Annotated in this window: 21 protein-coding genes and 1 pseudogene; 9 read left to right on the top strand and 13 right to left on the bottom strand. The window is 40.2% G+C overall.

Annotation, left to right across the window (positions count from 1 at the left end; translation table 11 throughout):
• Window positions 1-24: 24 nt before the first annotated feature.
• Both cofG and ACFG4S_RS25195 read right to left on the bottom strand, forming a co-directional pair.
• Window positions 25-984, bottom strand: coding sequence for a 7,8-didemethyl-8-hydroxy-5-deazariboflavin synthase subunit CofG (cofG, locus tag ACFG4S_RS25200; protein WP_392531670.1), 960 nt, complete (start codon window positions 982-984; stop codon window positions 25-27).
• 321 nt (window positions 985-1305) lie between these two features.
• Entirely contained in the window at window positions 1306-2997 is a 1692-nt protein-coding gene (locus ACFG4S_RS25195; RefSeq protein ID WP_392531669.1) for an NAD-binding protein, read from the bottom strand.
• A 271-nt stretch (window positions 2998-3268) separates the two neighbouring features.
• Here ACFG4S_RS25195 and ACFG4S_RS25190 point away from each other — a divergent pair, with 271 nt between their 5' ends.
• Complete coding sequence (locus tag ACFG4S_RS25190) at window positions 3269-3592, top strand: TSUP family transporter (RefSeq protein ID WP_392531668.1); 324 nt, start codon at window positions 3269-3271, stop codon at window positions 3590-3592.
• A gap of 53 nt (window positions 3593-3645) precedes the next feature.
• Here ACFG4S_RS25190 and ACFG4S_RS25185 read toward each other — a convergent pair whose 3' ends face one another.
• Window positions 3646-4224: an NADPH-dependent FMN reductase gene (locus ACFG4S_RS25185; RefSeq protein WP_392531667.1), complete on the bottom strand. Its 579-nt coding sequence runs from the start codon at window positions 4222-4224 to the stop codon at window positions 3646-3648.
• Between the two features lie 108 nt (window positions 4225-4332).
• On the opposite strand from ACFG4S_RS25185, the gene ACFG4S_RS25180 reads away from it, so the two are divergent.
• The gene (locus ACFG4S_RS25180; RefSeq protein WP_392531666.1) at window positions 4333-4824 is read left to right on the top strand and encodes an NUDIX hydrolase; all 492 of its coding nucleotides are present in this window, start codon (window positions 4333-4335) and stop codon (window positions 4822-4824) included.
• An 82-nt stretch (window positions 4825-4906) separates the two neighbouring features.
• On the opposite strand, the gene ACFG4S_RS25175 is transcribed toward ACFG4S_RS25180, so the two are convergent.
• The gene (locus ACFG4S_RS25175) at window positions 4907-5887 is read right to left on the bottom strand and encodes a 2-dehydropantoate 2-reductase (RefSeq protein ID WP_392531665.1); all 981 of its coding nucleotides are present in this window, start codon (window positions 5885-5887) and stop codon (window positions 4907-4909) included.
• 150 nt (window positions 5888-6037) lie between these two features.
• Between ACFG4S_RS25175 and ACFG4S_RS25170 the strand changes: the two genes are divergently transcribed.
• Together ACFG4S_RS25170 and ACFG4S_RS25165 are read left to right on the top strand one after the other, a co-directional pair.
• Window positions 6038-6877 carry a PEP-CTERM sorting domain-containing protein gene (locus ACFG4S_RS25170; protein ID WP_392531664.1) on the top strand — a complete coding sequence of 280 codons (840 nt, stop codon included), beginning with the start codon at window positions 6038-6040 and terminating at the stop codon, window positions 6875-6877.
• Between the two features lie 103 nt (window positions 6878-6980).
• Entirely contained in the window at window positions 6981-7598 is a 618-nt protein-coding gene (locus tag ACFG4S_RS25165) for a PEP-CTERM sorting domain-containing protein (RefSeq protein ID WP_392531663.1), read from the top strand.
• A gap of 143 nt (window positions 7599-7741) precedes the next feature.
• On the opposite strand, the gene ACFG4S_RS25160 is transcribed toward ACFG4S_RS25165, so the two are convergent.
• The 3 genes and pseudogenes from ACFG4S_RS25160 to ACFG4S_RS25150 all read right to left on the bottom strand — a co-directional run.
• A complete protein-coding gene (locus tag ACFG4S_RS25160) occupies window positions 7742-8098 on the bottom strand; it encodes a hypothetical protein (protein ID WP_392531662.1) in 357 nt (118 codons plus the stop codon).
• Between the two features lie 381 nt (window positions 8099-8479).
• On the bottom strand, window positions 8480-9445 hold the full coding sequence (gene nifH / locus ACFG4S_RS25155; RefSeq protein WP_392531661.1) for a nitrogenase iron protein: 966 nt from the start codon (window positions 9443-9445) through the stop codon (window positions 8480-8482).
• Between the two features lie 329 nt (window positions 9446-9774).
• Window positions 9775-10001 (bottom strand): annotated as a pseudogene (locus ACFG4S_RS25150) (substrate-binding domain-containing protein); the annotation flags it as partial.
• Window positions 10002-10428: 427 nt separating this feature from the next.
• Here ACFG4S_RS25150 and ACFG4S_RS25145 point away from each other — a divergent pair.
• Both ACFG4S_RS25145 and ACFG4S_RS25140 read left to right on the top strand, forming a co-directional pair.
• Window positions 10429-11676: a M20 family metallopeptidase gene (locus ACFG4S_RS25145; RefSeq protein ID WP_392531660.1), complete on the top strand. Its 1248-nt coding sequence runs from the start codon at window positions 10429-10431 to the stop codon at window positions 11674-11676.
• Between the two features lie 47 nt (window positions 11677-11723).
• A complete protein-coding gene (locus ACFG4S_RS25140) occupies window positions 11724-13892 on the top strand; it encodes a DEAD/DEAH box helicase (RefSeq protein WP_392531659.1) in 2169 nt (722 codons plus the stop codon).
• A gap of 128 nt (window positions 13893-14020) precedes the next feature.
• Here ACFG4S_RS25140 and ACFG4S_RS25135 read toward each other — a convergent pair whose 3' ends face one another.
• From ACFG4S_RS25135 to metG, 6 genes are all read right to left on the bottom strand, one after another.
• A complete protein-coding gene (locus ACFG4S_RS25135) occupies window positions 14021-15337 on the bottom strand; it encodes a GUN4 domain-containing protein (protein WP_392531658.1) in 1317 nt (438 codons plus the stop codon).
• A gap of 103 nt (window positions 15338-15440) precedes the next feature.
• The gene (locus ACFG4S_RS25130; protein WP_392531657.1) at window positions 15441-16463 is read right to left on the bottom strand and encodes a serine/threonine protein kinase; all 1023 of its coding nucleotides are present in this window, start codon (window positions 16461-16463) and stop codon (window positions 15441-15443) included.
• Between the two features lie 158 nt (window positions 16464-16621).
• Window positions 16622-17005 carry a metal-sensing transcriptional repressor gene (locus ACFG4S_RS25125; protein ID WP_392531656.1) on the bottom strand — a complete coding sequence of 128 codons (384 nt, stop codon included), beginning with the start codon at window positions 17003-17005 and terminating at the stop codon, window positions 16622-16624.
• Window positions 17006-17132: 127 nt separating this feature from the next.
• Complete coding sequence (gene lptC / locus ACFG4S_RS25120; protein ID WP_392531655.1) at window positions 17133-18395, bottom strand: LPS export ABC transporter periplasmic protein LptC; 1263 nt, start codon at window positions 18393-18395, stop codon at window positions 17133-17135.
• Window positions 18392-19021 carry an NYN domain-containing protein gene (locus ACFG4S_RS25115; protein WP_392536077.1) on the bottom strand — a complete coding sequence of 210 codons (630 nt, stop codon included), beginning with the start codon at window positions 19019-19021 and terminating at the stop codon, window positions 18392-18394. Before ACFG4S_RS25115 ends, lptC begins: the two co-directional genes overlap by 4 nt.
• 167 nt (window positions 19022-19188) lie before the next feature.
• Window positions 19189-20793: a methionine--tRNA ligase gene (gene metG / locus ACFG4S_RS25110; RefSeq protein ID WP_392531654.1), complete on the bottom strand. Its 1605-nt coding sequence runs from the start codon at window positions 20791-20793 to the stop codon at window positions 19189-19191.
• Between the two features lie 383 nt (window positions 20794-21176).
• Here metG and ACFG4S_RS25105 point away from each other — a divergent pair, with 383 nt between their 5' ends.
• The 3 genes from ACFG4S_RS25105 (at window position 21177) to ACFG4S_RS25095 (ending at window position 24114) form a co-directional block, all read left to right on the top strand.
• Window positions 21177-21905: a lysophospholipid acyltransferase family protein gene (locus tag ACFG4S_RS25105; protein WP_392531653.1), complete on the top strand. Its 729-nt coding sequence runs from the start codon at window positions 21177-21179 to the stop codon at window positions 21903-21905.
• Window positions 21906-22012: 107 nt separating this feature from the next.
• The gene (locus ACFG4S_RS25100; protein WP_392531652.1) at window positions 22013-22840 is read left to right on the top strand and encodes an alpha/beta fold hydrolase; all 828 of its coding nucleotides are present in this window, start codon (window positions 22013-22015) and stop codon (window positions 22838-22840) included.
• A gap of 113 nt (window positions 22841-22953) precedes the next feature.
• On the top strand, window positions 22954-24114 hold the full coding sequence (locus ACFG4S_RS25095) for a hypothetical protein (protein WP_392531651.1): 1161 nt from the start codon (window positions 22954-22956) through the stop codon (window positions 24112-24114).
• Window positions 24115-24160: the final 46 nt, after the last annotated feature.

Genomic DNA, 24160 nt, shown 5'->3' with positions numbered 1-24160 from the left:
TCTTAACACCTAAAAACTAGACTTTTAACTTTTTCTCCACCATTTTACCAACCTTTGCAACTCTTCCGATAACCAGCCATCAAATTGTGGATAAATGGGTAAACGCTCTATCAGCTCCCACCCCGCAGACTGTAAAATTTCTCTCAATACCAGCTCCTGCATATGAGGATAATCGGGATTAACTTCATCTTTAGGGCTAATTCCGCCTAAATCTCTAGCACCAGCTTCGATACAAGCAATTAACCATTCGTCATCCTTAACTAAATTTGGCGGAATTTGAATCGTAATATCTGACGGTAAAATTTGACGTGCTTTAGCAATTACTTCTGGTAATTGATGGGGATTAAAAGGTGGTGCATTAAAAGTCTGTTGATATCCCGGACTGTGGGGTTGCAAAATTACTTCTTGAATGTGATGGTAACGCTGATGAAATTCAGCTATTGCTGTTAATGTTTCCCAGGAATCATCAGCAGTTTCGCCAATTCCCAAAAGTAACCCCGTTGTAAAGGGAATCTGCAACTCTCCCGCCCATTGTAATTGTTCGAGCCTGACTTCTGGCAATTTACTGGGTGCGTGTCGATGTACAGTATTTAACAATGTTGGCGTTAACTGTTCTAACATCAACCCCATCGAAACATTTACATGCTTCAGTTTTTGCATCTCTACAAAACTCAACGGACCTACATTCGTGTGTGCTAAAAACCCCATTGAAAGTGCTAATTCACACAAATCATAAATTCGCTCAAACCAAGCCTGACGATTTGATGAATGGGGATGTACTTCACCACTAAGAATCAGAATTTCACAAACTTTTTCACTTTGAAGTCGTTTTAAAATACTTTCTGCTGCTGACAGATTCATCCAAGGACTTTTACCTGGTTCACTACGAAAATTGCAGTAACTACAGCGATTAAAACACTCATAAGTGGGAACGATTGTGTAAGCAGGGCTATAAGTGACAACACGAGAATTATTAATTGGCATAATAGGCCAGTTAGGGGCATCCAAAAATTAAATTACTCAATTTTTGCCTCCAATAGAATGATAATTATTCTTTCAAGCAACCTGTCTCTTCTTTATTTTTGGAATAATTTATTCTTTGGAAGTTCCTTAATTGAGACGCAGTTTCAATTAACAACTTTTTGAGAGAATCAGTTAATACTATAGCCACCTGTTACCCCACTCAAAAACTCAATCCTTATTCAAATTACTACAAAAAGAGGCTGCCCCTTCATCCTCTTGAGAAGATTATTATTATTACTGAGGGAATAGTTTATTTTCTGAAAGTCCCTTATGCAACGCCAATTAAGCGTGTGTTTCGCAAACTCGCTCATCACGCCACAATTCATATAGCCGCGTTGCAGGAATAGTCATATATAAAACATCTCCAACACTAAGATTGGTTTCCAACAAATCCCAGCCGTGGAGGGTTTGATGATTTGTCTCTACATATAAAGGTACGCAGTCAGCAGACATTGCTACATCTTTGACCCATTGACCACAAAAAGCGTGTGAAGTTGTAATCACAGTCGCAAATGCTACCCAAAGACTATCTGCTGTGATGCCATTACCAAGGATTCGTCCTCCTAGTGCAGCAGCAGCAAAAGCTGGCGCTGCCAATTCAGCCGGACTCAGTACTGCCTCGAAGTCAAATAGCTGTTGCGCTATGCCGGCAAAATCAGGATCGGCATAATGGACAATCACCGGAATAGTTGGTGTTAAGCCTTTGGCCTTGAGGGCAATCTCTAAGTTGGTGGCATCGTTACTAGTTACGGCAAGCACTGCGGCGGCAGAATCTATATTGCTGGCTTTAAGTATTGTGCGGAAGCTGGCATCACCCTGAATTACGGGAATACCCAGTTCTCTGGCGGTGTTGATATATTTGTTGTTGGAGTCAGGTTCAACTACTACAACTTCATATCCGCTGGCGTGGAGTTGCTGGACAATTCTCAACCCAATACCACTTAAGCCACAGACAATGTAGTGATATCGGTGGGGAATTCGAGCTGCATCCCAAAATTGCTTAAAGCGACTTCCCAGGACAAAATCGGTGAGCATGGCATACCAAATACCAATGACCACCGCCCCAACCAGCATCATAACAACGGTAAATAATTTAATACTGTTAGGAGCATTTTCTACTACTTTGTCATTACCGCCGGCTCCGGTAATCATGCCTACAGAAAAATATAGAGCATCGACAACAGATAACTTGAGTTCAGCAGATTTATAGGTGAGTGTGGCAATTAAAATAACTGCGAGTAATACAACAGCACCGATCAGTACCGATCGCCCGTGTTGCTGAAACTGACGAAAATTAGTTAAGACTTTTAGCAGTTTTCTCACTAAGGATCTGCGCGGGGAACGGGTGCGGGGTTGTGTACCAACAATTAAGCGATCGCCTACTTTGATCTCTTGTCCAGATATAACTGCTGACACCAAATCCATCTCACCTTCTACTGGCAGATAATAAATCAACATCCGCGATTGATCTTCCCACAAATCACTCAGTTTTCGACCTTTCCACAAATGATTTTCATCAATGTATTCTTCGTGAATTGGCCAAGTTTGCTGAAATAATTTGATTTGTCCAATCGCTTGGTTTCCTAATGCTGCAAAGGTGAATACTGGTGCTGCCAAACCCACAACACTCATACTCAAATGATCTGCCAAACTTTGATCTAAGCGCTCTCCTAAATTTGTATTATAAAAGCGGTTGATAATCCGAATCTCGGGATTCAGTACCCGCGCTTGCATCATAATTGACAAATTGAGAGTATCTTTAGAACCAGTAATTACTAAAGTGTGTGCTTCCTTAATTCCTGCCGCTGTGAGGGTAGCCGCTGCTTCTAAATCACCAACAATCACATCTCCTGTTGTTTCACCAGGGATTGCTTGATGATGAATGCCAACAACGAATGCTCCCTGCTGTCTCAGCAAACGAAAGGTTTTATATCCGGTACGTCCTAAGCCACAAACGATAATTCGGGGTTTCATGAAACGGCAGCATCTTTTACGGGTGGGGCTGCATTTCTAGTTATTTATCCAAATTATTGCCTACTTACCTCGGATATAACTGTAGCTGACAACACGATTGCTTCAAATACAGCAATTTTTAGCTTTGTAAACTGGGGAGTGGGAAGTATAGTGGTCTATTCGATTAATTTTGATGGGTCTGTAGTGAGCGATTTATCGCTACTGCGGTCTTGGGGTTTCCCCAATTGGAGCAAGTGGCGTTCAACAGTCAGCAACTTCACAATCATTGTTTATGTCTAATATTTTTATCCAATTGTTATTAATCGGTTTAGTTTCTGGTGTTGCTGGTGGCATGTTTGGCATTGGTAGCGGCGCAATTATGATTCCAGCAATGATATTAGTAATAGGTTTGGATCAGAAGTTAGCTACAGGAATTTTTGGGGCTGCCCAAATTTTACCAATCGGCATTTTAGCAGCCTTAGTTTACCATCGCAAAGCTAATCTTGATATTAAATATACCCTGATTATTGCAATTGGTTTAATCGTAGGTAACTTCTTCGGAGCATTGTTTGCAAATCAGCCTTTCATTAGCAGTGAGTTCATGAAAGATCTGTAGGGTATATTTGTACTAATGATAGGTATTCGTTATTTAGTTTCAAATTGAAGAGTTTAATTCAGCTTCAGCAATATTTTTGTTAAGCCATCTCCTAACTTTTCAATAGATTCTTGTTGTTTGGGATCTTTTAAACTGCCGTCACTATTGAAGGCTTCATAAGCTTTGGATACAGCAATCTGATCGGGAAGTACCAAAACTTTGAGATTTCCCAAAATAGACCGCAGGTGAACCAATCCCCGCAAACCACCAAGTCCACCGGGTGAAGCACTCATAATCGTAGCAACTTTACCGATAAAAGCAGGTAGTGGGGGTTCATTCGGAGATGAACGGGATGCCCAATCAATGGCATTCTTCAAAACTGCTGTGAGGGAACTATTATATTCCGGCGAAGCAATGAGAAATCCTTCATGAGAAATCATCAATTCCTTCAATGTGCGGGCGTTGGCTGGTTGTCCTTCTTGAGCTTCTAAATCTTCATCAAACAAAGGTAATGGTAAGTCACGGAGATCTAAATAAGTTACTTCTGCACCTGCTGCTTTGGCACCAGCTGCTGCGATTTTGACTAATTTTTTGTTGTAAGAATCAATGCGGGTGCTGCCAGCAAAAGCGAGAATCTTGGGTGTAGATGCCATAGTTTTAGGTTTAATGGGAAAGATTGGTTAACTCAGCTGCATTATCCTGTTTTCAGGCGATCGCTATTTGCTACCTTTAGATTTTCTTTAGAAATTTTCTCTAAAATTATGGCGAATTGGTCAGACTCTTATCTGGGTAAGTTACGACAAGTTGTAGGAAACCGCCTACTGATGTTATGCGGCACACGGGTGATTATCGAGGATAACTTGGGGCGCGTTCTCTTGCAACAGCGAAGTGATTTTAAACTTTGGGGACTACCTGGTGGTTGTCCTGAAGAAGGCGAATCTATCGAACAATGTTCCGTCCGAGAAGTGTTTGAAGAAACAGGTTTAACAGTTAAGCGTTTACAACCTGTAGGATTTTCTTCTAACCCAGCGTTTGAAACTGTAACTTATCCCAACGGCGATCGCGTGCAAAACTTCATTTTGATTTTCCTCGCTATTGAATGGGAAGGTAGCCTCGCTTGTCTAGATGGAGAATCTCTGGCGCTGAAATTTTTTGATTTGGCGGACTTGCCTAGATTATTAATGCCAAATGATGACCCTGTTTTGGAAAAGTTTCAGGAATACAAGAAAAGCGGTGAATTTCTGTTGTTTTAACAATTCACAATTCACAACTAAAATATACCGAATTCCAATTGAATAATTTTTGGGTTTCAAACCCTCAATGATTCCAAGACTGTCAAACCTTTACTTTGGTCGCCTCCAATAACTTGACGCTGGCATAGATAGCATCAATGTGGGGTGTGGGAATTTGAGTGAGTTTTCCCAATTCTGCCACCGCGCCAACAATAGCGTCTATCTCCGTGGGGCGTCTGGCTTCAATATCTTGTAGCATTGAGGTTTTATGGGCACCGACGTTTTCAGCCCCATTAATTCGCTGTTCTAAGGTAATGCCAAACTTTATACCCAAATTTTCCGCGATCGCCTGGGCTTCTGTCATCATTTGCCGCGCCAGTTCACGGGTAAGGTGATAGCGGCAAATATCTTCTAGAGTAGCACCAGTCAGGGCACTAATGGGATTAAACGCCACATTCCCCCACAACTTAATCCAAATTTCTGTGCGAATTTGATTGCGGATTGGTGTTTTGAATCCTGCTTGTTTGAGAGTTTGGGCTAATAATTGAAGGCGATCGCTTTTAGTGCCATCGATTTCACCAAGAGTAAAGCGATCGCCTTCAATATGCTTAATTACACCTGGTTCAACGATCTCTGTTGCTGGGTAAACAACACAACCAATGGCACGGTCAACACCGATCCCAGCTTCAACGATCCCATCTGGGTCAACAGATTGAATGCGTGTACCTTCATACTCACCGCCATGATGACGGAAGTACCACCAAGGAATACCATTTTGAGCTGTGACCACCATAGTCTGAGGATTGTAGAGTGCAGAGAAAGAAGGGGCGATCGTTGCAACACTGTGAGCTTTAACAGTTAAAATTACTACATCTTGTTCCCCCGCTTCCTGAATATTATTAGTTGCCAAAACTGGACGAGCAACTTGGCTAGAACCGTCCGCCATCAGCAGTTTCAGCCCATCTTTTTGAATTGCTTCCAAATGAGAACCACGAGCAATTAGCGTCACTGTTTCACCTGCTAGTGCCAATTTTGCTCCTAAATATCCACCGATCGCACCCGCGCCAACAATACAGATTTTCATTTTTTCAAAATAACTTTTTCGGACTGCTATTTAAAGTTTTCATAAAGTCAGCGTTTAATTACGTAGTTGAATTGATTTTTACCAACTTAGTTGGTAAAATTAATCCAGTCAAAAATACGTAATAAATGCCGTTAAATATTCATTCAAACTATGAATAAGCTAGCAATCTTTCCTTTATTTTCTCAAGTAATGGCTAAGATTGGAACATCCTCGATTGCAGGACTTTCATTTAGTCTGTTGCTTTCTAGCCCCATCTATGCTGCCAGCTTTGGTACTAATCTGATTGTCAATGGTAATGCAGAACAAGGACAAGGCGACTCAATTGGGAATGCCGTTGGCGCTGATATACCTACCATTCCTGGCTGGACTCCGACGGGTAGTTTTAGTGTATTAAAATACGGGGCAACAGGTTTTAGCTTTACCAACCCTTTAAGTAACGTAGTAAATGTTACTCTTCCAAGCACTGATGTTCCTGGACCAAGTAATCGCGGTCAAAACCTGTTTTTTGGTGGTGCTAATCGAGCCTCTTCCAGTGCTTCGCAATTAATTGATGTGTCTGATTTATCCTCAACAATTGATGCAGGACAAGGTACATTTAACTTGAGCGCCTGGTTAGGTGGATATGATACCGATGAAGATAGTGCATCACTAAACATTACTTTCCTAGATGAAGCTAACCAGTCTTTAGGCATAGCTACTATTGCTTCGCCGACTCCCGTGCAAAGAAACAATATCACAGGCTTATTTTTGGAATCCGCTGATGGTTCGGTACCTATGGGTACACGTCAAATCAATGTACTGTTGAACGCCAATTATGCCAGAGGACGGGTAAATGATGCTTACGCAGATAATCTTTCTTTAGTAATTACTAAAGTTCCAGAACCATCAATTTCAGGATTTTTCTTAATTGGTATATCTTGTTTCACAGCATATAGATTGCGTAGATATCGCCAAGTATTTCAGCAAATAACATCACTTTTTAGATGCTGAAATTATTAATCTTTAATCGTTGAATATCTGTAAATATTCCAGTCTAGAACTGACGACTAAAGAGCTTATCTTATACACTGCATAGACAGGATAAATTTTGATTTTGAAAACAGCATTTTTTTCCCAGAAAATAATTTTTTCTCTGGGGTTAGGATTAGCTGCATTATGTACTGCTATTCCTGCTAAGGCCAATGTTTTGACATATCAAGGTGATACTACAAATCAGCCAACTTGGCGTCGGACTGCACCAGGCGATCCTCCTATTTTAGTAAGTGGTGAAAAAGATGGGACAATGGGTATGATCGTACCCTACAAAGTTTTTCAGTTTGTAGTTGAAGAATCGGGTCTGTATACATTTAGTAGTACTGTACCCGAAGCTACATCACCTACTAATGGAGCCTGGGATAATTTTCTGGTTTTATATCAGGACAGTTTCAACCCTACTAACCAATTAATCAATGTGCTGATAGCAAATACTACTCCCAATGATGGTAGTTTTGCGTTTAGCCAACAACTAACCGCTGAACGAAATTACTTTTTAGTAACGACTGGTAGGCGGGTAAGTGACTTTGGTATTTTTACCAATACAATCAGTGGTTCAGGTAAGGTTGTAGCAGTTCCTGAATCAGATTCAATCCCAGGCACTTTAGTGGGGGTTGGTGTTGGATTAGTTATGTATAAGCGAAAGGGATATCGCCCAATCATTTCAGAAGGCTGTTAGCAAGCCCGTTTTCATTATCTTTGGCAAAATTGGTAAGCTAATCGTCATTTAAATTGCATCTTTGTGTCTTTGCGTCCCCTTGTATTTGGGTCTTTCTATATGCAACTTAAAAGCACATCAACTTATTAACTGCTCGGCTAGACTCAATTATCCGATATTTCTTCAATCTCTATTTCCCAAGGTTCTCCTTGATGAGATGGTGAAAAGACATGAATTTTCGACTTGTTAGAAAACTGCTTTAACTTTTTAATGAAGTGGGGAATAGCATCGACTATGTATAGATAACTTTCTGTGTCATAGCAGATAATCACTAACATTAGAGGACTAGTATTTATCTTAAAATACCAGTGGCAACTCGATAGTAAAACTCGCATAATGGGGCTACAAGCTTGGTAAAAACGTCTGCAAGTAGCTTCTTCTAATTGCCTGTAGAATAACTCATTAAGTAGGGTTACTCTAGTAGGAGGCATATCATCGGCAGGAAGAGATGATTTATTCATAGTTCAGTAACGAAGGATGGAGAATTGTTATTAGCAAAGTAGACGGATTTAGAGAGATTTTTATTTATTTTCTGTCTATTGCAAGACTGGAAAAGGGAATGGAAAATTATTTTTCTCATTCCCTAAAATGTAAACAATCAACCAATTACAATTAATACCAATTTAACGTGAAGTTGCACATATCTTGATCCCCCTAAATCCCCCTTAAAAAGGGGGACTTTAATAGATGTTTTTCTGGTTCCACCCTTCTTAAGGGGGGCTAGGGGGGATCGAATTATATGCAGCTTTATAAAAAATTGGTATAAGAGAAGGAGAACACAAAGAATTCTAGGAATTTTAGTGTGTCAAGATTGACCGATTAATGCTCATAGAAAATTGGTATCACTTCTTTTCTCCACTAGCAACTATTTCCACATCGCCTTTTTTCAGTGCTTCTAGTGCTTCACCCTCAGCATCTTCTTGCTTTTTAGCAGCATCTGCTTGACTAATTAGTTTGGCAGCATTTTCTTCACTTTCGAGAATACCGAACTCAATCAACAAATCTTCTAACTCATCCATTTCGATGGGTGTGGGAATGGCAAGATTTTTATTGTTGATAATCTTGTCGGCTAATGTCCGGTATTCATTAGCTTGATTGCTGTCGGGTGCATATTCGTTGACAGTCATTCGACGTAATTCAGCATGTTGTACAATGTTGTCACGAGGCACAAAGTGAATCATCTGGGTGCTTAATCTGGCTGCAAGGGTGCTAATTAGTTCGTCTTCTCGGTCAGTTTTTCGGCTGTTACAAATTAGCCCACCCAAACGTACCCCACCTGTGTGAGCATATTTGAGAACACCACGAGCAATATTATTAGCTGCAAACATCGCCATCATTTCACCAGAGGTAACGATGTAGATTTCTTGGGCTTTACCTTCACGAATTGGCATCGCAAAACCACCACACACAACGTCGCCCAATACGTCGTAAGATACGAAATCTACATCTGAGTAAGCACCGTTTTCTTCGAGGAAGTTAATGGCCGTGATGATACCCCGACCGGCACAACCGACACCAGGTTCTGGTCCGCCTGATTCCACACATCTGATATTCCGAAAACCAGTGATGACGACTTCTTCGAGTTCGATATCTTCCACAGCACCACGTTCAGCAGCAAGATGCAATACGGTAGTTTGGGCTTTACAGTGCAAAATCAAACGAGTGGAGTCAGCTTTGGGGTCACAACCTATAATTAAAATGCGTTGACCCACTTCTGCCATAGCCGCTAGGGTATTTTGGGAGGTGGTAGATTTACCGATACCGCCTTTACCGTAGAAAGCAATTTGTCTAATTTTGTTGTCTGACATGATGATTTTTCCTGCAATTTGTTTGTTTGCTGGGTCTTTTGGTTGATGAGGCGTTCACTGTAGAGTTAAAGTAGTGAACCTATGTAGAACGTGCCTAGAGGCATTAGCACTTTCTGGTCAACGGAGGCTACGCTCTACCGCAAACACAGATAACATTAATGACATATTCAACTATTGGAAAGCCTCGAAAACTTTGACTGAAGCATTCTCGGTTGTTGTAACAAAATCCCATTTGGTTGCTCATACCTGAAGAGTAGTTGCAGCGGGAATTTAAATCGACGCAGACTTATTCCCAGAACCACACAACCAACCTAGCATTGCAATCTCTTCTAAATGGTCGCTACAACTTCCCCGATTTTGCTGATATAGTAGCCGCCTAGAATTTCTAATTGTGAGTGAACTATTCCATGTCACAAAGTACTGAGCAACTGCTGTGTACAGGTGCTTCTTCCAGATATTCTTTGAGAATTACTAAGTCGTACCGTGATTACTCTAGAGGAATAAATCCTATTCCAAAGGCGGTGGGTACTGATGCCGTACTGATACCTGCATCGACAACTCTTCCGACTACAGGTTGGGCTATTGGCTTGATCTCTCAGTTTTAAAAAGCCGCAGCGGATTTAAATAAAATCTGCCAAGGTAAAAGTATGTCTTTGAGTTTATATCATTTCTCTCAGACGATCTTTTGTGCTTTGGCTGCGTTGATTCCCTATATATAAAGACTATCACAGATATTGCCAATTTACTTGCGAAAGGCATTTTTTTTTGCTGAAAACTATTTTTTATCTGTTGGTTATCAGTTAAAAGTCATTAGCGATCGCTCCTACAGGATTTATCTGACATTTTCGTGTTACCAATTAAATTGGTGGAAAGTTACCAATAATACAGTTTTATAATGCCTAAAGGCTATAAGACTCGTCAAACTCACGTTAAAGTGGGAAAATAACCTAACTTAGGTGTACTTAAACTAGCTTTTCTTGATAATGGTTTCCACTTTCCCAAACGCTTCTTCTGTTGACCAATCTCGAATTAGACTTTCAATCCGCTCATTGCAACCACAATTAATAGAGTGGCGGCGGCGATTACATCAACAACCAGAGTTGGGTTTTCAGGAAAAACTGACCGCTGAGTTTGTTTCACAAAAGTTGCAAGAATGGGGAATTGAACATCAAACAGGCATTGCTCAAACTGGTATTGTCGCCACCATCAAGGGTAATAAACTCAGGACTCAGCACTCCCCACTCAGCACTGAGAAGGTTTTGGCAATTCGGGCAGATATGGATGCTTTGCCAATTCAAGAACTTAACGAAGTGCCGTACAAATCCCAGCATAATGGAATGATGCACGCTTGTGGACATGATGGACATGTGGCGATCGCATTAGGTACAGCTTACTATCTCCAACACCATCGCCAAGACTTCTCCGGTACTGTGAAGATTATCTTTCAGCCAGCGGAAGAATCACCAGGAGGCGCAAAGCCGATGATTGAAGCTGGAGTCCTGAAAAATCCTGATGTTGATGCAATTATCGGTTTGCACTTGTGGAATAATTTGCCCTTGGGAACTGTAGGTGTCCGTGCTGGTGCGCTGATGGCCGCTGTAGAATGCTTTAACTGTAAAATTTTGGGCAAAGGGGGACATGGCGCACTACCCCATCAAACAGTGGATTCCGTTGTCGTGGCGGCTCAAATTGTCAATGCTTTGCAAACTATTGTTGCTCGTAATGTTAACCCCATTGAATCAGCAGTGGTTACAGTAGGGGAACTTCATGCGGGAACTAAGCGGAATGTGATTGCTGACACAGCCAGAATGAGCGCCACTGTCAGGTATTTTAATCCTAATTTCAAAGGCTTTTTCCATCAGCGCGTTGAGCAGATTATTGCCGGAATTTGTCAGAGCCAGGGCGCAAATTATGAATTAGATTACTGGTCACTTTATCCGCCAGTAATTAATGATATCAAAATTGCAGAATTGGTGCGTTCTGTAGCAGAAGAAGTAGTAGAAACTCCTATAGGAATCGTGCCAGAATGCCAAACAATGGCTGCTGAAGATATGTCATTTTTCTTAAAAGAAGTGCCTGGTTGCTATTTCTTTTTAGGTTCTGCTAATCCAGAAAAAGACTTAGCATATCCCCATCATCATCCCCGATTTGATTTTGATGAAACAGCCTTAGGAATGGGTGTAGAAATATTTGTGAAATGCGTCGAGAAATTTTTTAGCGTTACAGAATGATTGTATAGATTTTAATTTGCGCCTTTGCGCCTTTGCGTGAAACAAACATGAGCGACGCCTTTAACCGACTCGCACTCTTTATTCAAGAATATATTTATCATCACCAATGGACTGAATTACGACCAGTTCAAATTGCTGCTTGTCAAGTTATATTTGACACCGATGCTCATTTACTAATTACTGCTGCAACTGCTGCGGGTAAAACAGAAGCAGCCTTTCTCCCAGTTTTGACTTTATTACACACCTCCCCTGCTACTACCATAGGTGTCTTATATATTAGTCCAATCAAAGCTTTAATTAACGATCAATTTGAGCGTCTTAATGACTTACTCAAAGAAGCAGATATTCCCGTTTGGCACTGGCACGGTGATGTTTCTCAAAGTCGAAAAAACAAACTTTTAAAGAATCCTCAAGGCATTTTACAAATTACGCCAGAATCTCTAGAAAGTTTGTTAATTAACAAAAATAATGACCTAATTCGCTTATTTGGTGATTTAAGGTTTGTAATTATCGATGAAATTCACGCCTTTATGGGTTCAGAACGCGGTTGTCAAATTATTTGTCAATTACAACGTTTAGCAAAAATCACACAAAAACAACCTCGGCGTATTGGTTTGTCAGCAACTCTCGGTGATTATTCCATAGCTGAAGAGTGGTTGCGTTCTGGAACCGAGAAGGCAGTAATTACTCCGCAAATAGATGGGATAAAACGGCAAATAAAATTAGCTGTAGAACATTTTTATATAACTGATGAAGTTGATGAATCTGAGGCGACAGCTTACGAACAATATATTTTCAACCTCAGCAAGTCTCGGAAATGTCTTATTTTTGCAAATAATCGCACGCGCACCGAATCTATAATTGCATCTTTGCGACAAATTGCCACAGAACAACGACTACCAGATATATATCATGTGCATCACGGGAGTATATCGGCTAGTTTGCGGCAAGCCGCTGAAAATGCCATGCGTGAACCCAACAATCCAGCGGTTACTGCTGCTACTCTGACTCTAGAATTAGGGATAGATATCGGTCATTTAGAGCGAGTGATTCAGTTAGATTCACCCTTGTCTGTAGCTAGCTTTTTACAGCGTTTGGGACGCAGTGGTAGGAGAGGTGAAGCTGCTGATATGCGCTTTATTTGCACTGAAGAACAGCCATTATCAGAAGCTTCTTTGCCAGAGCAAATTCCCTGGCAACTTTTGCAATGTATCGCTATTATTCAACTTTATTTAGAAGAAAAATGGATTGAACCAATCAAACCGATTAAATATCCTTTGAGTTTGCTTTATCACCAAACAATGAGTATTTTGACAGCGGCGGGAGAAATTTCGCCTAATATTTTAGCTAAACAAATTTTTAGTTTGCCACCCTTTGCTACAATTTCTCAAGAAGATTTTAAATTATTGCTACGTTATTTAATTGATATCAATCATATTCAACATACTGAACAAGGTAAATTAATCCTGGGTTTGGCAGGAGAAAAGGTAGTAAGAAAATTTCAGTTTTATGCTGTGTTTGCTGAACAACAACAATATATTGTCAAGCAAAGTACAACGGAAATTGGCAGTATTGCGATTCCGGTTCCTGTTGGTAATCAATTTGCTTTAGCTGGGAGAACTTGGGAAGTTGTAGAAGTTGACTTCAAAAAAAAGGCTATTTTTGTTAAACAAGCTGAAGGTAAAGCTAGTATTTATTGGCGTGGTGGTGGTGGGAATATTCATACAAGAGTTTTGCAACGAATGCGGCAAGTTTTGTTTGAGTATGTCGAGTATAGCTATTTGCAAAAGAATGCTTTACAACGTTTACAGACGGTTCGTCAATTGGTGCGGCGGGTGGGATTAGAGAAGCAGAATATTTTGCAATTAGAAAAAGGTAAATGTTGTATTTTTCCTTGGATGGGTACTGTTGGTTATCGCACTTTAGAAAGATTACTTAATTCTTTATGTCGGGAATCTTTGGAAATTTCAAGTATTGGTGGAGTAAATCCTTATTATTTGATAATTAAATTAGGTAAGGGTAAATTTAATTATGTTGCTCGTGAAATTGCTTCATTATGTGAGCAAAGGATTAGCGCAGAAAATTTAGTTAGTAGTTCAGAAGCGCCAGAAATTCAAAAGTATGATGGATTTATTCCTCATCCACTTTTAAGGAAGGCTTTTATTAGTGATTATTTAGATATGGAAGAAGTGCGGCTAGAAGTCGCAAAGTGGTAATGGTATTGTCAGAATTCAGTTGAGCAACTCAAAAAAGCAGTTTCAGGTATCGGATATCTCAAATGTTGATTAATTCGTGAAAAACTAGGCTGTAATTAATATTTATAAATTTCTGAAAGCCTTAAATATTAAAGTTTACAAGTCTCGATGCGAAAGAGGAGAGAACACCACCACATCCTCTCCCCTAAATCCACCTTCAAAAATTCTGTTGTAGGGAGATGCCCCTTAAGTGCTGAATTATCATAAGTAACTTCTCGGTAACTAATCCAGTTACTATTCATTTTCCATCCAATGCAATCACCAAATTTATCCCAAGCTTCTTTGTAATATTTACTATCAAGCTTACCACCAACGCTGAGGTAAATTTCTTTTTGAACACTGAAGCCAAAGCGCCCATTGCTATAATTTACCCACAAGCGGTCAATTGTGCGGAGGTCTTTGCAAGGAAATTTGAAAAGTTCTTGGTCTTTAATCCAATCACCTCCTTCGCAACCTACAGCTTGAAGCATCACTAGATAAGTTTCATTGTCAGCTTCTTTCCAATTTCCTGCTGCTAGGTAGTCGCGTAGTTTGCTGTAATCTACCCCTACTTCTGAACTTAAATCATCAGATGTCTTTTGGTCAACTAATAAATTTAACCATGCTTGCATAGATTTTGGGCGTTCATTTGCTTCTAACCTCATTCCCTCAAGAATTGCCAGATTTAATTGTTCACTAATACTTGGGTTGTGTTGCTTTGGTTCAATTAAATCAGCTTGATGATATTTGCGATCCCAGGAAGTTGTGGGATATTGACCTGTTACTACATAGTAAAGTGTTGCCGCCAAACCATAAATATCAACTGTTATATCTTTACTTCCATTCATTTGCTCATAAGGAGCAAAGTTTTTATTCCCAAAACTTCTAGAAAAAGAAGTTGCTGGGGCAATATCTCCAGCTAAACCAAAGTCTATTAAAATAGGTTGGTTCCCACTTCGCAACATGATGTTACCAGGGTGAATATCACGATGCACTATTGAATTTTCATGTATTGTTGCTATTGCATCTCCAATTTGGTAAATGTATTTAATAGCTTCTATTTCTGGTAGTGGTATTGTTACTTCAGCTTCAATTAAATCATACAAGTTTTTCCCAGCAATAAATTCCATTACCAAGCAGGGTGTATTGGTGTCACCTTCTTCAAAATAATCAATTACTCGCACAATATTTGGATGAGGTGCTTGGCAAAGTTGCCCTAATAATTCAGCTTCTTGGATAAATTTCTCTACATAGCGGGGATATTGTCTATCCTTTTTTAGGCGCATGTTAGGAGTTTTAATAACAACTGGTAGCTTAATCCGGCTGTTTTGTACGGCTTTATAGGTAATGCCAAAAGCACCTTGTCCTAACTCGTCTTCAATGATGTATTTACCATTGTGTAGTTGATGGCCTTTATTCCAGTACATATTTTATGTTAGTTATAAGTTAATTTTTATTTCACGCAGAGGCGCAGAGACGCAGAGAGAAGAAAGGGATAGGATTTAATTACATTATTCCAATATTTGTTCATTAATTTGTTGGTTTTGTTGGGGGCGCTTTTGGTGTTGATTTTTCCGTCTGTGAAGGCGATGCGTTGATAAAAAAGTCTCGAATCTCTTGTTGGAAAATTCCTGTGAATATTGCTATGACTGCAACAATTAAACCTATTATTGTAAGCCATAAACCTAAGTTATCGTAATTAATTCGTGTTGCTTGTGGTTGGACAACAAGTATAGGTTTTAATCTCAGTGAATCTAGCCAACCTTGAATCGATTGGGGGCGTTTTTTGGGATCTAAATCCATTGCCCAAAGAATATCACGATTGATGTTATGGGTAATTTGAGGATTCAATTCTCTTGGTTCTTTTAATGAAATATTATTTTGCAGTCGTTCTTTGGCGCTGGTTGGTAGTTGTCCTGTCAATAAGTTGTAAAGTGTGGCTGCAAGTGAATAAACGTCGGTATACGCCCCTAGTTCAATTGTCTGTGAATACAGTTCTGGGGGGGTAAAACCTGCTTCGGCTTCTGTTTCTAGATTGCTCACACTCAGCTTTTTACTGTCAATTCCCCGTGCTAGCCCAAAGTCAATTAAAACGGCTTCTTTTGAACCAGCCCTAATCATAATATTGGCTGGCTTGACATCTCTATGCACCAAGTTATTTTGATGCACTACCGTTAACGCCTCGCCGATTTGTTGGATGTATTGCAGGGCGTCTGCTTCTGGCAAAATATTCTTTTGGCGATGGGCGAGATCGATTCCGTCGATGTACTCCATCGCTATGCACCACAAATCGTCCTCTTGAAAAGGATCTTCTAAGAGGCGCACAATATGAGGATGTTTGCATTTAGCGAGTTTGAAGGCTTCTTGGACAAATCTTTCCTGCAACCTTTTGAAGTCTGGTTGGCTCTGTAATCGATCGTCTAAGGTTTTGACGACAAGGCGATCACCTTTTTCATCCCTGGCAAGATAGGTAATGCCAAAACGTCCCCGCCCTAATACACTTTCGAGGGTATATTTACCCCCCTGCAACTGCTTTGGAACTGCCCAAACCATCAGCTATGACTGTGAGACACTTGTCTTAATTTTGGCATAAATAGCTCTCACGCTTGGACAACAAGGCTAGAGCGCCGATCTACTAATATTGATTGACAAATACAAAATTATGTGTTTTGGTAAAAACCCTGATTTATGGCTAAATATTTTTCTCACTTTTAAGGCAAAAACCGATCTAAAGCAGCTTTTAATTGTTGAATTTCTACTTCCATATTGCCTTCTTTGGCGGCTCTAGCAATACACTCGGTTAAATGTTCATCAAGAACAATTCGCGCTACCCGATCTAATGCGCCTCGCACTGCGGCTATTTGTAATAAAACATCTGGACAAGGACTACTTTGCTGCACCATTGTTTTGATACCACGAACATGTCCTTCTATACGCGATAGCCGATTGACAATTCGCCGTAATGACTCTTCGCTATGCATATGAGGATGAGCTAATTCTCCATGCCCAGGAGTACGATCTAGATGCTCGTGGGTGTGTTCTGCTAGCTCGGATGTTGGTAAGGATTCTTTCGGCGATCGGTTTGATCCATTCATGAGTTATCAAAGGACTTGTAGTACTAAGATCCTAGCCTAGTACTTGACCCAAAATTGAGGAGTGCGGGATGAAGGAGATTCGGGCGAGAGAGGAGCAGAGGTGAGAATGCCTAATGCCCAAACTCTACTACTGACGATTAGCCCTCTCTTGGGGAATAATCTCTGTTACTACCCTACTGCCAGAACTGCCACTTTTGACAACAATATTTTCTGTTTGCAAATTACCAACGGCTGTTTCACCAGTAAAATTTAATGGTGGGTCAACTTGTCGATAAAGTACATTTCCCTGAGCTTCAACTAACTTTTTATCTAGATACCAAGTTAGTGTATTAGATTTTAGAGACTGCTGACGTTGACCAACGGCATTGACATTACCTGTTAAATAAACCGTTTTTTGGGGTATTTTCATTTCACCTTGATTGGCTGTCACTAGGACATTTTCAACACGCTGAAACATCCGCGTTGGTGAGTTTGTATTGATAGTTTCTGCGTTCATGTTCCAGGTCATAGAGTTACTAGCTATTTGCAATGGTGGGTCTAGTAAATCTAGTTGGGCATTTTGTTTGATGGTGGCAATTTTGGTTTTTAAGTTGACTTCGGCGGAGTTTCCTTTGCCGCGATCGCTAATTTGATTATTTTTGTAACGGTCAATTTGTACGGGGCGATCGGCAAGTAGTTTTTCTTCTTTAATATTCCAATTCAAATGCTCAGTTCGGATTTGTAATTGGGGATCGCTAGAATTTGCTACTACTCCTCCAGAAAATTCTATCAGCTGTTCGCGAGTTTTAACTCGCGCTTCCTGTGCCACAGCTTGTAGTTTTTTATGAGTACCATTAATGTTGTTGCGGACAATCAACAAACCTTCTTGGGGACGCCATTCTAATTCATTGCCTTGCAACACAACGCCATTACTAGGATCTGTGGCAAATATTTTACCCTTCAAAAACAGTTGCTTGCCATCTTGTTCTATGTCTGCTACATCTGCTTTGATTTGATAAACTACTTTACCATCTTGGTATAGTTCCCCATAAGGATTTTCCGCCTGACCAATTTGTTTTTCTTTGGTATATTTTGCCCTTTTAGCTTGGACTTTCCAAATCGGTCTTCCTACTTCATCTGCTTGTTCTAAGGTGACATCAAAAAATGTCAATTTACTAGAGTTGTCAGAGGAATCAGTACTATTTGGTTGAGAAGCTATGGGGGATTTCCCCCCACAGCTAACTAATCCAATGACTAAAAAAAAGGTTAAAGGCCAAATAAAGAAAGAGGAGAGTTTGGTATTGGGAGAGTAGGAGAGTGAGGGAAGAAAACTTTTCCTTGTCCTCTTGTCCCTTTGTCCCCTTGTCTCCTTGTCCCCTTCTCTCCCCTTGTAATTAAACTGATACTTCATTCTTGGATTTCCAGGTGTCCATCACTAGTTCTTGGGTCTTCCAAAAATCCCATACTCGATAATGGTCGATATGGATAGCTTTGGCGAGGGGTTTTTTGAATATCCTCTTTGATGGCTTCTAAATCAATGTAGCGATCGCTTACATTAATTAAGCTGTCACTAGTCATGGAACGCAAACTTACCACCTCTACCCGCACACCACGATAGCTCACGGAATTTACTGCATATGCCAAATCGCCATCACCGCTGACTAAAACTGCGGTATCATAAGAATCTACTAATGCCATCATATCCACTGCTATTTCTACATCCAGGTTGGCTTTTTTAGAGCCATCTGGCAGTTGTACTAAATCCTTGGCAATTACTCGATAACCATTACGACGCATCCATAGCAAAAACCCCTGTTGCTTCTCGTTTGTCCGGTCTACACCAGTGTAGAAAAAAGACCGCAATAGCCGAGAACCTCCAGTTAATCGACACAACAGCTTCGTATAGTCGATTTCAATACCTAATTGTAGTGCAGCGTAAAATAGATTTGAGCCATCAATAAATATGGCGACTCGACCCCGATTTTCCAAAACTTGTTCTGGTGTAAATATCGAGTCATTTTCTAAATTATTCAACATCATTGTCATACCTCAATTTTTATCCCTGTAATTTTTGATACAAATTAACAACTTTTACATTCTAGTCACAGTGGTTTATGATAATGTTCCGGGACTAATTGGTTTAAGCCCCGATAAGTTTTTAGCAGAGAATTAGAAAAATCAACAAAATTGGAGTTTGATAAGGACTAATCGTTTTTTGGGGGTTCTATGCGCTTAAAAATTGGCTGGGGTGTACCCAACTGTTGTTTACTGGATAGTATCCCCCAAGTTGCATGGGTAGCAAAAGGTGCATTAAGCGAACTTTGTATGCGATCGTTAAAGTTTATTCCAAAGCCCAGCTGCTGATAAATATCGCTACTGATGTTCGGAATAATTGGAGATAGCAGATAAGCTGCTAGTCTAACTGATTCTAGAACTACGTACAGAACTTTTTCGACTTGCTGCTGCTGTCCCTGTTTATATAATGTCCAAGGAGCTTGTTCATCAATAAACTTATTGCTGGCTTGTACCAGTAAAAGGACAGATTCGCACGCTTCATTGAAAGCTAGCTGCTCATAGGCTTCTTTGACCTGTTCCCCTAGACGTAAACCTATTGTTTTCAACGGATTTTCGTCAGAGATTGCTTCGTTGTCGACTGGTGGGACATTATTCTCAGCGCAGTACTTTTTCACCATGTTCAAGGTGCGATTGAGCAAGTTACCTAAGTCATTTGCCAAATCTGCATTCAGAACATTAATGAACCTTACTTCATTAAAATCTCCATCCTTACCAAATTCGATTTCCTTAAGGAAGTAATAACGAACGGCATCACTACCATAGCGCTGAACTAACGCCACAGGATCGAGGGTGTTACCCAGACTTTTGCCCATTTTCTGGCCATCTTTGGTCAAAAAGCCATGCCCAAATACTCGTTCTGGCAAGGGTAAATCAGCCGATAACAGCATTGCTGGCCAATAAACTGCATGGAAGCGCAAGATATCTTTGCCAATTAAGTGCAGATTAATTGGCCACCATTTCTCTAAAGCATTTGCTAAAGTCGGTTCTACATCTGGTTCGAGTAATGCAGTTACATAACCCAGTAATGCATCAAACCAAACATAAAGGGTGTGCTGGGGATCGTTTGGTACTGGAAAACCCCAATCTAAATTTACCCGTGAAATTGAAAAGTCTTGTAGACCTTGATTAACAAAGCTTAGAACTTCGTTGCGTCGAGTTTCTGGTTGGATAAAATCTGGTTTTAACTGATAAAAATCTGTCAGTTTATTTTGATATTTAGATAAGCGGAAAAAATAGTTTTTTTCGTCTCGCCATTCAACTTCTTTGTTAATGTGAATTGGGCAACGGTGTCCTTCTAGAAGTTCCCGTTCATCTTTGAATTCTTCACAGGATACACAATACCAGCCTTGTTGTTGTCCTTGGTAGATATCACCAGATTTCCATACTCGTTCAAAGAATTCTTTGACGATCGCTTCATGACGAGGGGCAGTAGTCCGACTAAAGCGATCGTATTGAATATCTAATAACTCCCATAAACTAACGAAGCTAGGCACAATTTCATCGCAAAAATCTTGTGGTGCTTTCCCTAAAGTTTCTGCCGATCGCTGAATTTTTTGCCCATGCTCATCTGTACCTGTAATTAGTAATACCTGATGCCCCAACAAACGATGAAATCGCGCTACTACATCTGCGGCGATAGTTGTATAAGCACTGCCTATATGGGGGATATCATTTACATAATATAAGGGTGTTGTCAGTGCAAATGTTTTTTCTGTTTTATTCACTAGATTCATGCAAAATAAAAATCAACTTATTAAAACGTTTTACATCTTTGTTTTATCGGCAAAACCAAGCTATTATATAACATTGCTAGGATTTTTTCCAATAACACCTTAATACTAGCAAATTTATCAGGTCGGCAATTGTTTTAAAATATGCATTAATTCAGCTTGTTTTTGCCTAAAAAACAGAAATTAACTACTAAATTACTTTTGGAAACACTTTTTATTACACAAAAATATTGTATTTAAGAATACATTCACTCAGAAAGCAGAAAATTGAACTGGCTTTATGGATGAGATATTTCTATCTTAAGACGGTCATAGCGGTAGTAAAGAAATGTAAAAATTAAATTAAGATAAACTCCCATAGTTATCGAAACATATATTGCTTAGGTATGAGTCTTAATAGTCCTGAGTTGGTTTCCCACGCTTTCCTGGCGGCGCTTTCAACACAAATATTTCGTTATTACGAAGATCGCATTCCCCAAGATGCCAGCGTGTTGGTAGTCAGCAATCACCGCAGCTTTATGGATGCATTGGTTTTAATGGCGGCGTTATCAAGTCCGATTCGCTTTGCTTGCCATCATTACATGGGACAAGTGCCAATAATGCGGGAGATTGTTACCGGACAGTTGGGGTGTTTTCCCTTGGAGAAAACCCAAAATCGCCAACAAAGCTTTTTTGTGCAGTCACAGATGCTATTGCAGTCTCGGCAGATGGTGGGAGTATTTCCCGAAGGAACTGAACCAATGGTGAAATTTACTGTGCCAAACGTGGTAGGTGAATTTCAGCGGGGATTTGCTCATTTAGCATTCCGGGCTGATGTCCAGGATTTAGCAATTTTGCCGATCGCCATCGCTTCTTTAGAAGAAGTAAACACTTCTGGTTTACCGTTAAAGGTGTTAAGTTTATTTGATCCTTCAGAGCCTTTATTTCAGCAACCAGGTTTGCATCCTTTAGTAATTTATCGTCGAGTTGCCGTGTTAATCGGTCGCCCTTATTGGATTACGCCTCAACATCAAAAAAGATATCATGGCAAACAAGCGAGAACTGTTGTGGCTGAACTGACAGAACACTGTCACACTGAAATTAGCAACTTACTGCATCAAGGTTGCGATTGTTAATTTTGGATTTTGGATTGTCGCTACGATTTTTAGCTGATTTCTCAAAAGCGAAGAACTTCCTTCAACAATCAACAGTCCAAAAGTTTTATACCATTGACTAATGACCAATGACTACTCCAGAAGTTGAACTCAAGCCTTGTTTCCTTACGCCTAAACGACTACAACCAGAATATCCGCTGTTTGTATATTTACCAGGAATGGATGGAACAGGTCAACTATTGCGATCGCAAACCGCTGGATTAGAAGTTGGCTTTGATGTCCGCTGTTTCGCCATCCCCCGTCAAGATCTCAACAGCTGGGATGTCCTAAGGAACAATGTATTGGATTTGATCTATGCCGAATTAGAAAAAAGTCCTGAAAGGCCAGTTTACCTCTGTGGTGAGTCATTTGGGGGTTGTTTGGCGATGAAAGTGGCGATTAAAGCACCGCATTTATTTAAACGAATTATTTTAATTAACCCAGCTTCAGCCCTTCACCTTCGCCCTTGGTTAAATTGGGTATCGCAAATTACTTATTTAGTGCCATCAGGCTTGTATGATATTGGCGCATTGGGGTTATTGCCGTTTTTAGCATCTTTGCCACGGATTTCTCGCAGCGATCGCCATGAACTCTTAAGAACTATGCGTTCTGTCCCTTCAGAAACCGTTCTTTGGCGGTTGTCTTTACTGCGAGAGTTTCATGTTGATGATAAGGAATTACGTTGCTTAACGCAACCGGCTTTATTGATTGCCGGTGGTAGCGATCGGCTTTTGCCTTCTGTAACTGAAGTAAAGCGGATAGGGGATATCTTACCAAATAACAAGATTGTAGTGTTGCCCGATTGCGGACATGCTTGTTTGTTAGAGCAAGATATTAATCTCTATGAAATTCTTAAGGATAATGAATTTTTAGAAAGTAATGCTGATATCGCTAAAGAGCAAGAGGTGAGAGGATAGGAAGAGGTAAACAAAACTTTTGAAATTGATATTTACGTTGATAGATGGATGTAGAGCCGCTAATATTCAGTTACAAGTTTAAAGAGAGAGGCTTTACAGGATGGTGCGAAGCAATGGTACACAAACCCCAAGACATAGAGGCGAACAAATTAGTTAATTCACCAATAGAAACTTCAGAAGTAGAAATAGAGGCTCAATCTTCAGTAGAAGATAAATCTTCTATATTAGACCCTTTTTTTGAAACTATTGGTCAAACTAGCAAATCAGTTTTAGACACCGCTCTAGTGGTGGGAGAAGCAGCGGTCAAAGAAACACATAAGTTAATTGAACAAACAACTCAAACTAGCGGTAAAATTATCAATTTTCTTAGCGAAAATTGGCTCATTAGAAAACTATCTGGCGTATTAAATCTGAATTGGTTGTTTGGTGCTACTGATGTTGTTGATTTGGAAAAAGCAGAAGCGGCGGTAGACAAGCTAAAGCAACAGTATCCGAATGAATCACCTAGCGAGATTGCTCACCGGATTATGATGGATAAAGCCGCTAAAGCAGGTGGGATTGGTCTAGCAACTAGTATTTTGCCAGGAATAGCATTGACATTGCTGGCAATTGATTTAGCCGCGACAACAAAATTGCAGTCAGAAATGGTTTATGAGATTGCATCTCTTTACGGGCTAGATTTAAAAGATCCTACCCGCAAAGGTGAAGTTTTGGCAATTTTTGGTTTGGCCTTGGGTGGAGGTCGTTTATTGAAAGCTGCGGGATTAGGTTTGTTGCGAAATGTACCCTTTGCAGGTGCTGCGATCGCCGCTAGTTCAAATGCAACGATGATTTATTCATTGGGATATGCTGCTTGTCGATTTTATGAAGCCAAATTGGATGAATCAACTTCGCTCAACTCCCCAGAGACATTGGCAACATTAAAAGCCGAAAGTGAGAAATATCTAGAAAGTGCGATCGCTCAACAAGCTGTAATGGATCAAATTTTAGTTCACGCGATCCTAGCCACTCATCCCGAAAAAACTTGGGAAGAAATTTTGCCAGAATTGCAAGCTCTCAACCTCAGTCCTACCTCCCTAGATGCCATTGCCCAAAATATCAAATCACCCCAGCCTTTAGATACACTGCTCAATCAGTTAAGCCGTGATTTTGCCATACCATTATTAGCTCAGTGTAAGAAAATTGCCCGTCTTGATAATCAGACTACACCAGTTGAGCAAAAAATAATCAGTGCGATCGGTAATAAATTTGACATTGATACAAATGCAATTTAGGCATTGAGGATCTGGAAAACCTCTCTTTTTGGGACTTCCAAATAAA

Source organism: Nostoc sp. C117, assembly GCF_043099735.1.
Lineage (GTDB): Bacteria > Cyanobacteriota > Cyanobacteriia > Cyanobacteriales > Nostocaceae > Nostoc.
Note: the sequence above shows the minus strand (reverse complement) of the source record. Positions and strands in the feature narration are given on the sequence as shown.

What these genes read in the sequence shown, in the direction of transcription:
- nifH (WP_392531661.1), bottom strand. Translation starts at nt 9,445, where the DNA reads ATGTCAGACAACAAAATTAGACAAATTGCTTTCTACGGTAAAGGCGGT.
- metG (WP_392531654.1), bottom strand. Translation starts at nt 20,793, where the DNA reads ATGAATCTAGTGAATAAAACAGAAAAAACATTTGCACTGACAACACCC.
- ACFG4S_RS25190 (WP_392531668.1), top strand. Translation starts at nt 3,269, where the DNA reads ATGTCTAATATTTTTATCCAATTGTTATTAATCGGTTTAGTTTCTGGT.
- ACFG4S_RS25145 (WP_392531660.1), top strand. Translation starts at nt 10,429, where the DNA reads ATGGTTTCCACTTTCCCAAACGCTTCTTCTGTTGACCAATCTCGAATT.
- ACFG4S_RS25100 (WP_392531652.1), top strand. Translation starts at nt 22,013, where the DNA reads ATGACTACTCCAGAAGTTGAACTCAAGCCTTGTTTCCTTACGCCTAAA.
- ACFG4S_RS25175 (WP_392531665.1), bottom strand. Translation starts at nt 5,887, where the DNA reads ATGAAAATCTGTATTGTTGGCGCGGGTGCGATCGGTGGATATTTAGGA.
- ACFG4S_RS25180 (WP_392531666.1), top strand. Translation starts at nt 4,333, where the DNA reads ATGGCGAATTGGTCAGACTCTTATCTGGGTAAGTTACGACAAGTTGTA.
- ACFG4S_RS25185 (WP_392531667.1), bottom strand. Translation starts at nt 4,224, where the DNA reads ATGGCATCTACACCCAAGATTCTCGCTTTTGCTGGCAGCACCCGCATT.
- cofG (WP_392531670.1), bottom strand. Translation starts at nt 984, where the DNA reads ATGCCAATTAATAATTCTCGTGTTGTCACTTATAGCCCTGCTTACACA.
- ACFG4S_RS25130 (WP_392531657.1), bottom strand. Translation starts at nt 16,463, where the DNA reads ATGGTTTGGGCAGTTCCAAAGCAGTTGCAGGGGGGTAAATATACCCTC.
- ACFG4S_RS25125 (WP_392531656.1), bottom strand. Translation starts at nt 17,005, where the DNA reads ATGAATGGATCAAACCGATCGCCGAAAGAATCCTTACCAACATCCGAG.
- ACFG4S_RS25160 (WP_392531662.1), bottom strand. Translation starts at nt 8,098, where the DNA reads ATGAATAAATCATCTCTTCCTGCCGATGATATGCCTCCTACTAGAGTA.
- ACFG4S_RS25095 (WP_392531651.1), top strand. Translation starts at nt 22,954, where the DNA reads ATGGTACACAAACCCCAAGACATAGAGGCGAACAAATTAGTTAATTCA.
- ACFG4S_RS25115 (WP_392536077.1), bottom strand. Translation starts at nt 19,021, where the DNA reads ATGTTGAATAATTTAGAAAATGACTCGATATTTACACCAGAACAAGTT.
- ACFG4S_RS25105 (WP_392531653.1), top strand. Translation starts at nt 21,177, where the DNA reads ATGAGTCTTAATAGTCCTGAGTTGGTTTCCCACGCTTTCCTGGCGGCG.
- ACFG4S_RS25140 (WP_392531659.1), top strand. Translation starts at nt 11,724, where the DNA reads ATGAGCGACGCCTTTAACCGACTCGCACTCTTTATTCAAGAATATATT.
- lptC (WP_392531655.1), bottom strand. Translation starts at nt 18,395, where the DNA reads ATGAAGTATCAGTTTAATTACAAGGGGAGAGAAGGGGACAAGGAGACA.
- ACFG4S_RS25170 (WP_392531664.1), top strand. Translation starts at nt 6,038, where the DNA reads ATGAATAAGCTAGCAATCTTTCCTTTATTTTCTCAAGTAATGGCTAAG.
- ACFG4S_RS25135 (WP_392531658.1), bottom strand. Translation starts at nt 15,337, where the DNA reads ATGTACTGGAATAAAGGCCATCAACTACACAATGGTAAATACATCATT.
- ACFG4S_RS25195 (WP_392531669.1), bottom strand. Translation starts at nt 2,997, where the DNA reads ATGAAACCCCGAATTATCGTTTGTGGCTTAGGACGTACCGGATATAAA.